Annotated in this window: 14 protein-coding genes; 9 read left to right on the forward strand and 5 right to left on the reverse strand. The window is 65.1% G+C overall.

Annotated elements, in window-relative coordinates; genetic code table 11:
• Window positions 1-91: 91 nt before the first annotated feature.
• A complete protein-coding gene (locus CFB45_RS02695; RefSeq protein WP_089424435.1) occupies window positions 92-1,087 on the reverse strand; it encodes a polyprenyl synthetase family protein in 996 nt (331 codons plus the stop codon).
• A gap of 210 nt (window positions 1,088-1,297) precedes the next feature.
• Between CFB45_RS02695 and rplU the strand changes: the two genes are divergently transcribed.
• The 4 genes from rplU to proB all read left to right on the forward strand — a co-directional run bounded on the left by rplU (window position 1,298) and on the right by proB (window position 4,407).
• Window positions 1,298-1,609, forward strand: a complete 312-nt coding sequence (rplU, locus tag CFB45_RS02700) for a 50S ribosomal protein L21 (protein WP_006025184.1) — start codon at window positions 1,298-1,300, stop codon at window positions 1,607-1,609.
• Between the two features lie 24 nt (window positions 1,610-1,633).
• Window positions 1,634-1,897: a 50S ribosomal protein L27 gene (gene rpmA / locus CFB45_RS02705; protein WP_006476999.1), complete on the forward strand. Its 264-nt coding sequence runs from the start codon at window positions 1,634-1,636 to the stop codon at window positions 1,895-1,897.
• Between the two features lie 188 nt (window positions 1,898-2,085).
• Window positions 2,086-3,198, forward strand: coding sequence for a GTPase ObgE (gene obgE, locus CFB45_RS02710; RefSeq protein ID WP_089424436.1), 1,113 nt, complete (start codon window positions 2,086-2,088; stop codon window positions 3,196-3,198).
• A gap of 90 nt (window positions 3,199-3,288) precedes the next feature.
• A complete protein-coding gene (gene proB / locus CFB45_RS02715; protein ID WP_039353092.1) occupies window positions 3,289-4,407 on the forward strand; it encodes a glutamate 5-kinase in 1,119 nt (372 codons plus the stop codon).
• Window positions 4,408-4,503: 96 nt separating this feature from the next.
• On the opposite strand, the gene CFB45_RS02720 is transcribed toward proB, so the two are convergent.
• Window positions 4,504-5,112, reverse strand: coding sequence for a CNP1-like family protein (locus tag CFB45_RS02720; protein ID WP_089424437.1), 609 nt, complete (start codon window positions 5,110-5,112; stop codon window positions 4,504-4,506).
• A 13-nt stretch (window positions 5,113-5,125) separates the two neighbouring features.
• Window positions 5,126-5,773 (reverse strand): RNA pyrophosphohydrolase, encoded by a 648-nt coding sequence (locus CFB45_RS02725; RefSeq protein ID WP_039353086.1) that lies wholly within the window; start codon window positions 5,771-5,773, stop codon window positions 5,126-5,128.
• 218 nt (window positions 5,774-5,991) lie between these two features.
• On the opposite strand from CFB45_RS02725, the gene CFB45_RS02735 reads away from it, so the two are divergent.
• Window positions 5,992-7,728 (forward strand): proline--tRNA ligase, encoded by a 1,737-nt coding sequence (locus CFB45_RS02735; RefSeq protein ID WP_089424438.1) that lies wholly within the window; start codon window positions 5,992-5,994, stop codon window positions 7,726-7,728.
• Between the two features lie 21 nt (window positions 7,729-7,749).
• On the forward strand, window positions 7,750-8,352 hold the full coding sequence (locus tag CFB45_RS02740) for a MarC family protein (protein ID WP_011350864.1): 603 nt from the start codon (window positions 7,750-7,752) through the stop codon (window positions 8,350-8,352).
• A 92-nt stretch (window positions 8,353-8,444) separates the two neighbouring features.
• On the opposite strand, the gene CFB45_RS02745 is transcribed toward CFB45_RS02740, so the two are convergent.
• Both CFB45_RS02745 and ffh read right to left on the reverse strand, forming a co-directional pair.
• Complete coding sequence (locus CFB45_RS02745) at window positions 8,445-8,996, reverse strand: hypoxanthine-guanine phosphoribosyltransferase (RefSeq protein WP_089424439.1); 552 nt, start codon at window positions 8,994-8,996, stop codon at window positions 8,445-8,447.
• A gap of 94 nt (window positions 8,997-9,090) precedes the next feature.
• Window positions 9,091-10,458: a signal recognition particle protein gene (gene ffh, locus CFB45_RS02750; protein WP_089424440.1), complete on the reverse strand. Its 1,368-nt coding sequence runs from the start codon at window positions 10,456-10,458 to the stop codon at window positions 9,091-9,093.
• A gap of 89 nt (window positions 10,459-10,547) precedes the next feature.
• Here ffh and CFB45_RS02755 point away from each other — a divergent pair, with 89 nt between their 5' ends.
• The 3 genes from CFB45_RS02755 to ampD are packed head-to-tail and all read left to right on the forward strand — an operon-like array spanning window position 10,548 to window position 12,365.
• A complete protein-coding gene (locus CFB45_RS02755) occupies window positions 10,548-11,441 on the forward strand; it encodes a cytochrome C assembly family protein (RefSeq protein WP_085042265.1) in 894 nt (297 codons plus the stop codon).
• A 13-nt stretch (window positions 11,442-11,454) separates the two neighbouring features.
• On the forward strand, window positions 11,455-11,778 hold the full coding sequence (locus CFB45_RS02760; protein ID WP_089424441.1) for a PP0621 family protein: 324 nt from the start codon (window positions 11,455-11,457) through the stop codon (window positions 11,776-11,778).
• Entirely contained in the window at window positions 11,775-12,365 is a 591-nt protein-coding gene (ampD, locus tag CFB45_RS02765) for a 1,6-anhydro-N-acetylmuramyl-L-alanine amidase AmpD (protein WP_089424442.1), read from the forward strand. The genes CFB45_RS02760 and ampD overlap by 4 nt, the downstream gene beginning before the upstream one ends.
• Window positions 12,366-12,508 lie beyond the last annotated feature (143 nt).

The following is a 12,508-nucleotide window of genomic DNA, read 5'->3' on the forward strand; positions in this document are numbered from 1 at the left end:
GAACGTAACTATAACGATGTTTTTTCTAAAAGGGAATACTTTGATGAAGAAAATTTTCGAGACAAGGCATCGCTTCGCGTTCGCGGCGTGTTTACGATTGCCGCGACGTCGAGTATGAGCACAACCCGAGCAGGCTTTCCTTATAGATCGAGTCCGGGAACGCGGCGATCGCTGCTGCTGCCGCCTGCGCTTCCTGGCGTGCGCATTCGAGCGTGTGATCCAGTGCGCCCGAGCGCGTGATTGCTTCGAAGATCGTGTCGAAGCGATCGGTGCCGCCCTGTTCGATCGCCTCGCGTGCGAGTGCCGACTGTTCGGGCGTGCCGCGTTCGATCAGATAGATGAGCGGCAGCGTCGGCTTGCCTTCGCGCAGGTCGTCGCCGGCATTCTTGCCCATCGCCTCGGCCGTGCCCGCATAGTCGAGCCAGTCGTCCATGATCTGGAACGCGGTGCCGATCCGGCGGCCGTATTCGGCGGCGGCGGCCTCGGTCGGCGCATCGGCGCCGGCGAGCACCGCGCCCAGACGTGCCGAGGCCTCGAACAGCTTGGCCGTCTTGTAACGGATCACCTGCATGTAGCGCGTTTCGTCGACGTCCGCGTCGTGCATGTTGAGGAGCTGCAGCACCTCGCCTTCGGAAATGATCGTCGTCGCTTCCGACAGGATCTCCATCACGCGCATCTTGCCGACGCCGACCATCATCTCGAACGAGCGCGAATAGAGGTAGTCGCCTACCAGCACGCTCGCCGCGTTGCCGAACAGCGCATTGGCGGTCTGGCGGCCGCGGCGCAGCTCGGATTCGTCGACGACGTCGTCATGCAGCAGCGTGGCCGTGTGGATGAACTCGACGACGGCGGCCAGCACGTGCCGCTGGTGCGACGTCTCGCCGAGCGCGCCGGCGACGAGCAGCAGCAATGCCGGGCGCAGCCGCTTGCCGCCCGCGCCGATGATGTACTCGGCGATCTGGTTGATCAGCAGCACATCGGACGCGAGGCTTTGCCGGATAACGCGATTCACCTGCTCCATGTCAGTGGTGATCGGAGCGAGCAGATGGGCGGCGCTGAGGGTGGGGGAGGCGGTGGACGACGACATGATGATGGAATTGGGTGATGCCGCGGATTATAAGTCGAATCCGCGATATGCCGGTCTGTCAGACGTACCAGCGGCGTGATTTTGGCCGTCCGGTAGAGGCCCGCGCGCGGCAATCGTCAATCGGCTTTGACTTGGGTGCTAACCCCATGTATAATCACGTGTTTTCCGCGCGTGGTGTGCGGAAAAATTGGATCCAGAGTGAGGTTCTCAATGTACGCGGTCATAAAAACCGGCGGCAAGCAGTACAAGGTTGCCGTTGGCGAAAAACTCAAAGTAGAACAGATACCGGCTGACATTGACGCTGAAATCACGCTCGACCAGGTTCTCGCAGTGGGCGAAGGCGAATCGATTAAGTTCGGTACGCCGCTGGTCAGTGGGGCTTCCGTCAAGGCCACCGTTGTGTCGCACGGTCGTCATGCCAAGGTCACCATCTTCAAGATGCGTCGCCGGAAGCACTACCAAAAGCACGGCGGCCACCGCCAGAACTACACTGAGCTGCGCATCGACGCGATCAACGCGTAAGCGCCTCGGTAAAGGAGCAATCAGATGGCACACAAAAAGGCAGGCGGCTCTTCCCGGAACGGCCGCGACTCCGAGTCGAAACGTCTCGGCGTGAAAGTGTACGGCGGCCAGGCAATCAATGCCGGCGGCATCATCGTGCGTCAGCGCGGTACGCGCATGCACGCAGGCGAGAACGTCGGCATGGGCAAGGATCACACCCTGTTCGCGCTGGTCGACGGTCACGTCAAGTTCGCGACGAAGGGCGCGGACAAGAAGCATCTGGTCATCGTTGTCCCGGCGGCTGCCTAAGTTCAGGCACCCACGGGCTTCGTAGCCGAAAGGCCCCGCAGTCTTCGCGGGGCCTTTTTTTATTTGGCCGCCGGGCGCGTGTGCGTTCGGGCGGCCATCGCGCAACCGGCGTACGATCGGCCGAACGGCAGATTGTTCAAGCGCGCCGGCGCGCGGCACAATAGCGGAAATACTGGGCGGAGTGACGAATGAAGTTCATTGACGAAGCACGAATCGAAGTCATCGCCGGAGACGGAGGCGATGGCAGTGCGTCGATGCGCCGCGAGAAATTCGTCCCGTTCGGCGGGCCGGACGGCGGCGACGGCGGCCGGGGCGGTAGCGTATACGCGATCGCCGACCGCAACATCAACACGCTGATCGACTACCGTTACGCGAAGAAGCACCTGGCGCGCAACGGCGAAAACGGGCGTGGATCGGATTGCTACGGCAAGGGCGGCGACGATGTCACGCTGCGCATGCCGGTCGGCACGATCATCAGCGACATGGATACCGGCGAGCTGATCGCCGACCTGACCGAGCACGACCAGCAGGTCATGCTTGCGCAGGGCGGCGCCGGCGGGCTCGGCAACCTGCATTTCAAGTCGAGCACGAACCGCGCGCCGCGCCAGAAGACGGACGGCAAGCCCGGCGAGCGTCGTATGCTGAAGCTCGAGCTGAAGGTGCTCGCCGATGTCGGCCTGCTCGGCATGCCGAACGCAGGCAAGTCGACGTTCATCTCGTCGGTGTCGAACGCGCGGCCGAAGATTGCCGACTACCCGTTCACGACGCTTGCGCCGAATCTCGGCGTGGTGCGCGTCGGCCCGAGCAAGAGCTTCGTGATCGCCGACATCCCGGGGCTGATCGAGGGCGCCGCCGAAGGCGCGGGCCTCGGCCATCAGTTCCTGCGCCACCTGCAGCGCACCGGCGTGCTGCTGCATCTGGTCGATCTCGCGCCGTTCGACGAAAGCGTCGATCCGGTGGCGGAAGCGACGGCGATCGTCGGCGAGCTGCGCAAGTACGATGAGGCGCTCTACGAGAAGCCGCGCTGGCTCGTGCTCAACAAGCTCGACATGGTGCCGGAAGACGAGCGCAAGGCACGGGTCGCGGATTTCCTCGAGCGCTTCGAGTGGGACGGCCCCGTGTTCGAGATCTCGGCACTGACCGGTCAGGGTTGTGAAGCGCTGTGCTACGCGATCTACGACTACCTCTCCGAACATTCGGACGCGCATCGCGCCGCGGAGGCGGAAGATCTCGCGGCAGACGTGCGTTTCCGCGACGCACCGCCTGCCAAGGGCGATGCAGCGCCGGGCGACGACGCCTGAGCGATTCCGGAACGCGCCGGGCGTGCCGCCCGGCGCCGGCGTTCAATTGCGCCCGGTCGGAAAGGCAGCAGATACAGGAGACAGTGCAGGATGCGTTCGATCATCGCGGATTCGAAGCGATTGGTGGTGAAGGTGGGCTCCAGCCTCGTGACCAACGACGGCAAGGGGCTCGATCATGCGGCAATCGGCCGTTGGGCGGCCCAGATCGCCGCACTGCGCGCGCAGGGCAAGGAAGTCGTGCTCGTCAGTTCGGGCGCGATTGCCGAAGGGATGCAGCGGCTCGGCTGGAGCAAGCGACCACGGGAAATCGACGAGTTGCAGGCTGCCGCCGCCGTCGGCCAGATGGGGCTCGCGCAGGTCTATGAAAGCCGCTTCACCGAGCACGACATCCGCACCGCGCAGATCCTGCTGACGCATGCCGACCTGGCGGATCGCGAGCGTTACCTGAATGCGCGTTCGACGATGCTGACGCTGCTGCGGCTTGGCGTCGTGCCGATCATCAACGAGAACGACACGGTCGTCACCGACGAAATCAAGTTCGGCGACAACGATACGCTCGGCGCGCTCGTTGCAAACCTGATCGAAGGCGATGCCCTGATCATCCTGACCGACCAGTCGGGGCTGTTCACGGCCGATCCGCGCAAGGACCCGAACGCGACGCTCGTTGCGGAAGCCAATGCAGGCGCGCCGGAACTCGAGGCGATGGCCGGCGGCGCGGGCTCCAGCCTTGGCCGCGGCGGGATGCTGACGAAGATCCTCGCGGCGAAGCGCGCGGCGCACAGCGGCGCGAACACCGTGATCGCGAGCGGCCGGGAGGCCGACGTGCTCGTGCGTCTGGCGGCCGGTGAGGCGATCGGCACGCAACTGATCGCACGTACCGCGCGGATGGCGGCGCGCAAGCAGTGGATGGCCGACCACCTTCAGGTGCGCGGCCATGTCGTGATCGACGCAGGCGCGGTCGAGAAGCTGACGGCCGGCGGCAAGAGCCTGCTGCCGATCGGCGTGATCGACGTGCAGGGCGCGTTCGCGCGCGGTGAAGTCATCGCGTGTGTCGGCCCCGACGGGCGCGAGGTGGCGCGTGGGCTCACGAACTACAGCAGTGCGGAGACGAAACTGATTCACCGCAAGCCGAGCGGCGAGATCGAATCCGTGCTCGGCTACATGCTGGAGCCCGAATTGATCCATCGCGACAACCTGGTGCTGGTGTGACCATTCGAGCAGGCTCCGGCTGCCAAACGAAAAAGCCCGCGTGATGCGGGCTTTTTTCTTGCGGCGAACAGGGGCGGCGGTGGGCGCCGCGCGCCGTCAGCGCAACTGGCTCATCGCGGTGCGGTGAAACCGGATGTTCTCCAGGATCTGCTGGGTCGAGCCCTGCGGCATCTTGTTCGCGCAGAAGTAGTCCTGATAGAGCGCCGAGTGGTAGGCATTCAGTTCGCCGTTCTCGATGCGCCGCCAGTCGTTTTCGACGGTGCGATCCCAGCCGTCGTGTTCCGAATTCAGGCCGGCATACTGGCGCCATTCGTAGGTGTCGCAGCGGATGCCTTCGTAGTTCACGTTGCGCGCGCCGGCCGGGCTCGTGATGACGACCGCGTAGCGCACGACGCCATCGGTGCCGACCGCCAGCGACTTCGCATCGACGAAGAACTTGAGCGGCGTGTTCTGCGATACGTTGAACGGCAGCAGGTCGCCCGTCTGCGGCAGCGGCGGCAGCGAGTCGACCGTGTTTTCCTTCCACGTGCCCTGGCGGTCCAGCAGATACACGAACTCGCTGTCATCCTTGTTGGTGGGCGTCTTCGAATTCGCGCAACCTGCCAGCGTGGCCACCGCGGCAATCGATGCGAGCGCGAGAGCAATCGCTTTCAATATGCATTCCTCGTAAAAAAAGGGCGCGACACCAAGGTCGCGCCCGGTCATGCAGTTCGATTCGTCATTTGCCGACGATCACGTGGGGCGGCATCTCGTCGAGCGTGCCCGCTTCCACTTCGATCTCCGAACAGACTACCGATGTGTCGACAATCGTCAGCGTCTGCTGGGCCTCTACGCCAATGACGCGCGGATAGCGCGACAGACGCGGCCCACGCGGCTTCTCGGCTCGCTGCGCCGGGCGGCGCAGGAAGCGCGACAGTTCCGTCAGCGCCAACTGATAGACATCCCGCTTGAACTCGATCACCGCATCGAGCGGCACCCAGTACTCGTTCCAGCGCCACGCATCGAACTCCGGGTGGTCGGTCGCGCGCAAGCAAATGTCGCAATCGCGTCCAACCATCCGCAGCAGGAACCAGATCTGCTTCTGGCCGCGGTAATGACCGCGTACTTCGCGTTTAATGAACTTGTCAGGCACCTCATAACGCAACCAGTCGCGTGTGCGGCCGATTATCTTGACGTGTTCCGGGTGCAGGCCCGTTTCCTCGTGCAGTTCCCGGTACATCGCCTGCATGGGGGTCTCGCCGTACTTGATCCCACCTTGAGGAAACTGCCAGGAATGCTCGCGGAGCCGCTTACCCCAAAACACCTCGTTGCGCGCGTTCAAGAGGATGATGCCGACGTTCGGGCGAAAGCCTTCACGATCCAGCATACAACCACCTTCGAATCCTTTAAAATTGCTTTGATTATAAACAGATAACGGGCGCTGCGCACCGTGACGGAGCGAATCCGCGCGGGGCACACCGGCTGAATTGTCCCTGATTAGTCTGCTACGTCATCTGCGCCATCGCCGTTCGTCGCGCGCAGCTTTTTCACCTTGAAACTTTTTCGGGCGCCCCGCCTGGGGGCGCCGTTTTTGGAACCGTCCGCATGAAAGCTTCCCGTTTCTTTATCGGCACCCTGAAAGAAGCACCCGCCGACGCAGAGATCGTCAGCCACAAGCTGATGGTGCGCGCCGGCATGATCCGTCGCGTCGCCGGCGGCATCTATAACTACCTGCCGGTCGGCTTGCGTTCGATTCGCAAGGTCGAGGCAATCGTGCGCGAGGAAATGAACCGGGCGGGCGCCATCGAGCTGCTGATGCCGGCCGTGCAACCCGCCGAACTGTGGCAGGAATCGGGCCGCTGGGAGCAGTACGGTCCCGAGCTGCTGCGCTTCAAGGACCGCAAGGACAACGACTTCGTGATCGGGCCGACGCACGAGGAAGTCATCACCGACATCGCGCGCAACCAGATCAAGAGCTACCGGCAGATGCCGGTGAACTTCTACCAGATCCAGACGAAGTTCCGCGACGAGATCCGTCCGCGCTTCGGCGTGATGCGCGGCCGCGAATTCATCATGAAGGACGCATACTCGTTCGACAAGGACGCGGCCGGCCTGAACGAGTCGTATCGCAAGATGTACGACGCGTACGTGCGCATCTTCACGCGCCTCGGCCTCGAGTTCCGTGCGGTCGCGGCCGACAGCGGCTCGATCGGCGGTAACTTCTCGCACGAATTCCACGTGATCGCCGACACCGGTGAAGACGCGATCGCGTACTGCCCGACGTCCGAGTTCGCGGCGAACATCGAGGCGGCCGAAGCGTTGCCGCTGATCGCCGAACGCGCGGCGCCGGCCGAAGCGATGGAGAAGGTCGCGACGCCCGGCAAGGCGAAGTGCGAAGCCGTCGCCGAGCTGCTGGCCATCCCGCTCGAGCGCACGATCAAGTCGATCGTGCTCGCGACCGACAACGAAGGCGCCGAGCCGACCATCTGGCTCGTGATGCTGCGCGGCGATCACGACCTGAACGAGATCAAGGTGTCGAAGCTGCCGGGCCTGAAGAACCACCGCTTCGCGACCGAGCAGGAAATCGTCGAGTGGTTCGGCACGCCGCCGGGCTATCTCGGCCCGGTCGGCACGAAGAAACCCGTGAAGGTGATCGCGGACCGCACGGTCGCGAACATGAGCGACTTCGTCGTCGGCGCGAACGAGGTCGACTACCACATCGCGGGCGTGAACTGGGGCCGCGACCTGCCCGAGCCGGACGTCGCCGACGTGCGCAACGTGAAGAAGGGCGACCCGTCGCCGGACGGCAAGGGTGTGATCGACATCTGCCGCGGCATCGAGGTCGGCCACGTATTCCAGCTCGGCACCAAGTATTCGGAAGCGATGGGTGCGACGTTCCTCGACGAGTCGGGCAAGCCGCAGCCGATGCTGATGGGCTGCTACGGCGTCGGCGTCACGCGCATTCTCGGCGCGGCGATCGAACAGAACTTCGACGACCGCGGCATCATCTGGCCCGAGTCGATTGCACCGTTCGAAGTCGTGCTGTGCCCGATGGGCTATGACCGCAGCGACATGGTGCGCGAGACCGCCGACAAGCTGTACGCGGAACTCGTCGCAGCCGGCATCGACGTGATCCTCGACGATCGCGGCGAGCGCCCGGGCGTGATGTTCGCCGACTGGGAGCTGGTCGGCGTGCCGCATCGCCTCGTGATCGGCGAGCGCGGCCTGAAGGAAGGCAAGATCGAGTATCAGGGCCGCCGCGACGCCGAAGCGACGCTGCTGCCGGCCGACGCGGCTGCGGCGACGGTCGCGGAGAAGATCCGCGCCGCGCTCGCGCGCTAAGCGCACCGACCGGGGAACGCGGTGGAATACACCTTCCTGTCGGCCACCGTGCTCCTGGTGCTGATCACCGATCCGCTCGGCAACATCCCGCTGTTCATTTCGGCGATGCGGGATGTGCCGCGCGAGCGGCGCGTGAAGCTGATCCTGCGTGAAGTGGGGATCGCGTTCGTGATCCTGCTGTTCTTCATGCTGGTCGGTGATCGTTTCCTGCGGATGATGAGCCTCACCGACCTGTCGCTGCGGCTCGGCGGCGGGATCGTGCTGTTCCTGATCGCGCTGCGGATGATCTTCCCGCATCCGGACGGCGCGCTCGGCAACGATCCGCGTGCGGGCGGCGAGCCGTTCATCGTGCCGCTCGCGATTCCGGCGCTCGCCGGGCCGTCCGCGCTCGCGACGGTGATGCTGCTGACGTCGCAGGGACCCGGCAAGATGCTCGAGTGGGTCGGCGCGCTGACGGTCACGATGATCGTCTGCGCGGTGACGCTGGTGCTGGCCGAGCGGATCCAGCAATGGATCGGCGAGCGGACCGTCGCGGCGTTCGAGCGCCTGATGGGCCTCGTGCTCGTCGCGATTTCGGTCGAGATGATGCTGGGCGGCGTCCGCGCGTTCGTGCACCAGCTGTAGGGCGGGGCGGCGCACACCCAAGACGCCAAAAAAAGCGGCGCGCCGGGAAACCGGAGCGCCGCTTTCTATTTATATAGTGCGGAGCGGGGCGCTCAGACGTTCGTGGTCAGCGCACGGATCGTCGGCAGGTTGCGCCAGTAGCCCTTCGCATCCATCCCGCAGCCGAACACGTAGCGGTCCGGTACCGCGAAGCCGCAGAAGTCGGGGTGCAGCGGCTTCGCCTTCGCGAGCGTCTTCTCGCACAGCACGGCCGACATGAAGCGCTTGGCGCCCATGTCGAGAATGCGGTCGCGGATCGCGGCCATCGTCTCGCCTTCGTCGAGGATGTCATCGAGCACGAGCACGATCCGGTCTTTCACCGATTCGCGCGGCGCGACGCGCCAGTGCATTTCCGGGCTGCCCTGCGTCGTGTTGCGGTAGCGGGTCAGGTGGATGTAGTCGAATTCCAGCGGGAAATCGAGATGCGGCAGCAGCATCCCGGTAAACACCGCGGCGCCGCCCATCACCGAGAGAACGAGCGGGAACGCGTCGCCGATCTCGGCGCGGATCGCGTCGGCCATCTTGGAGATCGACGCGTTGACGGCGTCCGCCGAGACGATCTCTTCGGAGTGGTTGAAAATGTGGAGGGCTTCTTCGCGGTTCATGTGTTCTGGCGGGCAGTCGGTATACAAATAAGAATGAAGCAGAACGGCCGCCGCGCGCTACAGCAAAAACCCGCGCGCCGGCCGATGGGCGGAATCAGCGCATGCCGGGCATCATGCCCTTCAGGCCGCGCATCATCTTCTGCATGTTGCCGCCCTTCAGCTTCTTCATCATCGTACGCATCTGGTCGTACTGGTTCAGCATCCGGTTGACTTCCTGCACCGGCACGCCCGCGCCGGCTGCAATGCGGCGCTTGCGCGTCGCCTTGATGATCTCGGGTTTCGCGCGCTCGGCCGGCGTCATCGAGCTGATGATGCCTTCCATCCGGCGGATCGACTTCTCGGCCTGGCCCATGTCGGCGCCGGCGGCCGCCTGCTGGAACTGCGCAGGGAGTTTATCCATCAGCGACGACAGGCCGCCCATGTTCTTCATCTGCGAGATCTGCGCGCGGAAATCGTTCAGGTCGAAGTCGCCGCCTTTCTTGACCTTGTCGGCGAGCTTCTGCGCGGCCTGCACGTCGACGCCGCGCTGCGCCTCCTCGACGAGCGCGAGGATGTCGCCCATGCCGAGGATCCGGTTCGCCATCCGGTCGGGGTGGAACACCTCGAGGCCGTCGAGCTTCTCCGCGACACCGACGAACTTGATCGGCTTGCCCGTGACGTGACGCACCGACAGCGCGGCGCCGCCGCGCGAGTCGCCGTCGAGCTTGGTCAGCACGACGCCGGTGAGCGGCAGCGTGTCGTTGAACGCCTTCGCGGTGTTGACCGCGTCCTGGCCGAGCATCGCGTCGACGACGAACAGTGTTTCGGCCGGCTTCAGCGTGCCGTGCAGCGCGGCGATTTCCTGCATCATCGCCTCGTCGATGCCGAGGCGGCCGGCCGTGTCGACGATCAGCACGTCATGGTAGTGGCGCTTTGCCCAATCGACGGCCGCAATCGCGATGTCGACGGGCTTCTGGTCCGGCGTGGACGGGAAGAAGTCGGCGCCGACCTGTTCGCTCACCGTTTTCAGCTGCATGATTGCGGCCGGGCGATACACGTCGCACGACACGGTCAGCACCTTCTTCTTGTACTTCTCGCGCAGCAGCTTCGCGAGCTTGCCGGCGGTCGTGGTCTTGCCCGCGCCTTGCAGGCCGGCCATCAGGATCACGGCGGGCGGCGTGACCGCGAGGTTCAGCTCGGCGGCCTTGCCTTCGTAGTCGCCGCCGATCACGGCGGTCAGTTCCTTCTGGACCACGCCGACCAGCGCCTGACCCGGCGACAGGCTGCTGATCACTTCTTCGCCGAGCGCCTTTTCCTTGACCTTGGCGATGAATTCGCGGACGACCGGCAACGAAACGTCGGCCTCCAGCAGGGCGAGACGCACCTCGCGGAGCATCTCCTGCGTGTTCGCCTCGGTAAGCCGGGCCTCGCCGCGCAGCGTCTTGACGACGCGCGCCATCCGTTGAGTGAGATTGTCGAGCATGGGGAGCGATGGACAGTGGGGCCCGAAGGCGCGGCGGAACCGAACAAAGGGAGCCGTCGCGGGAAGGGGGCCTAGTGTAAACTTCGAACATGGATATTGTACTGTATGCCCTCACCGCATTCCTGTACGGCGGCCTCGCCGTCGCAGGCTGGCGCACGCACCGCCAGGGCGCGACGCCGCTCGTCGCGAGCGTGCCGGCCGTGCCGGTTCCCGCGTCCGCTGCGTCCGGGATGAGCGGGGCCGGCCGCGCGCTGCTGTTCGCCGCGCTGGTCGCGCACGGCGTGCTGCTCCATATGACGATCTTTCCGAACGACGCAATGGTGTTCGGCTTCGCGTTCGCGCTGTCCGCGATGTTCTGGCTCGGCGCCGGCATCTACTGGATCGAGAGCTTCTTCTTCCCGCTCGACAGCCTGCGCCTGCTGGTACTGCCGCTCGCGTGTGGCGCGTCGCTGCTGCCGCTCGTGTTCGGTGGCGTGCGGGTGCTTCCTTATGCCGCAGCGCCGTTGTTCAAGCTGCATTTCCTGATCGCGAACATCGCATACGGCCTGTTCGCGATCGCGGCGCTGCACGCGATCCTGATGCTGATGGTCGAGCGGCGCCTGCAGTCGCTGCGGAGCGGCGGGCGCGACGGCTCGACGGGCTGGATCGCGAGCTGGCTCGAGACGCTGCCGCCGCTGCTCACGCTCGAGAAGCTGCTGTTCCGCCTGATCGGCGCCGGCTTCGTGCTGCTCACGCTGACGCTCGCGTCGGGCATCCTGTTCAGCGAGCAGGTCGACGCGCGCGCGCTGCGGCTCGACCACAAGACGGTATTCGCGATCCTGTCGTGGCTGATGTTCGGCGGCCTGCTGGTCGCCCGCAAGACGTCGGGCTGGCGTGGCCGTGGTGCCGCGCGCTGGGTGCTCGTGTCGTTCGCCGCGCTGCTGCTCGCGTATGTCGGCAGCCGGTTCGTTTTCGAGGTGCTGCTGCACCGTTCCGTGGTTTGAACGCAGGTTTCCGATGCGACAGATTCTTCTCCTGATTCTTCTCTTCTTCGCGGGTTCGTGGATCGCGCGCAAGCTGCGCCAGGCCCAGGAGCACGCGCAGGCGCGCACCGGCCGCGGCGCCGGTCACGACGGCATGCCCGGCGCCGGCGCCGGCGGCGCGGGTTCGGGGCGCCCGAACGGCGATGCGCGGGCGCTGCCCGAGCCGATGGTGCGCTGCGCCGAATGCGGCGTGCATGCGCCGAAGGGCGACGCCGTCGCCGCGGGCGGTGAATACTTCTGCAGCGCCGAGCACGCGCAGCGCCACGCCGCGCGGTCGAGCGGTCGCGACGCACGATGAGCGACACGCGGTTGCTGTCGGTCGACGCGCACGGCTGGGTGCGCGAAGCGCGCCATGCGCCGTCGCCGAACTTCGAGGTGCGGCCCGCGGGCGCGGTGCCGACGCTCGTGGTCGTCCACAACATCAGCCTGCCGCCCGGCGAATTCGGCGGTGACGCGATCGAGGCGCTGTTCCTGAATCGTCTCGACTGCGATGCGCACCCCTATTACCAGAGCCACCTGCGCGACGTGCGCGTGTCCGCGCACTTCCTGATCCGCCGCAACGGCGAACTCGTGCAGTTCGTGTCGTGCGACGAGCGTGCGTGGCATGCGGGCTCGTCCGAGTTCTTCGGCCGGGCGCGCTGCAATGACTTCTCGATCGGCATCGAGCTCGAGGGCGCGGACGACGTGCCGTTCGACGACGCGCAGTATGCGATGCTCGCCGCGCTCTCCCGCGCGCTCGCGGCACGCTACCCGGTCGACGCATTCGCGGGGCACTCGGACGTCGCGCCGGGCCGCAAGACCGACCCGGGCCCACATTTCGATTGGCAACGCTTTGCGAGCGATGCCGGTTTTTCCGCCGAATACTTTCCTTTCCGTCAGCACTGATCGCAGGGTTTTTGAGGGCGCGAAATTTTTTTTTCCGACCAATGCCTTGTCGCGTCTGAGCCTGTGCGGGGTGAGGGTGATGTCAATACCTCCATCGCAAATTATCCATTTTGACGTCCTCCGAATGTCCACTATACTTGGTG

The sequence above is a fragment of the Burkholderia sp. HI2500 genome, from assembly GCF_002223055.1.
Lineage (GTDB): Bacteria > Pseudomonadota > Gammaproteobacteria > Burkholderiales > Burkholderiaceae > Burkholderia.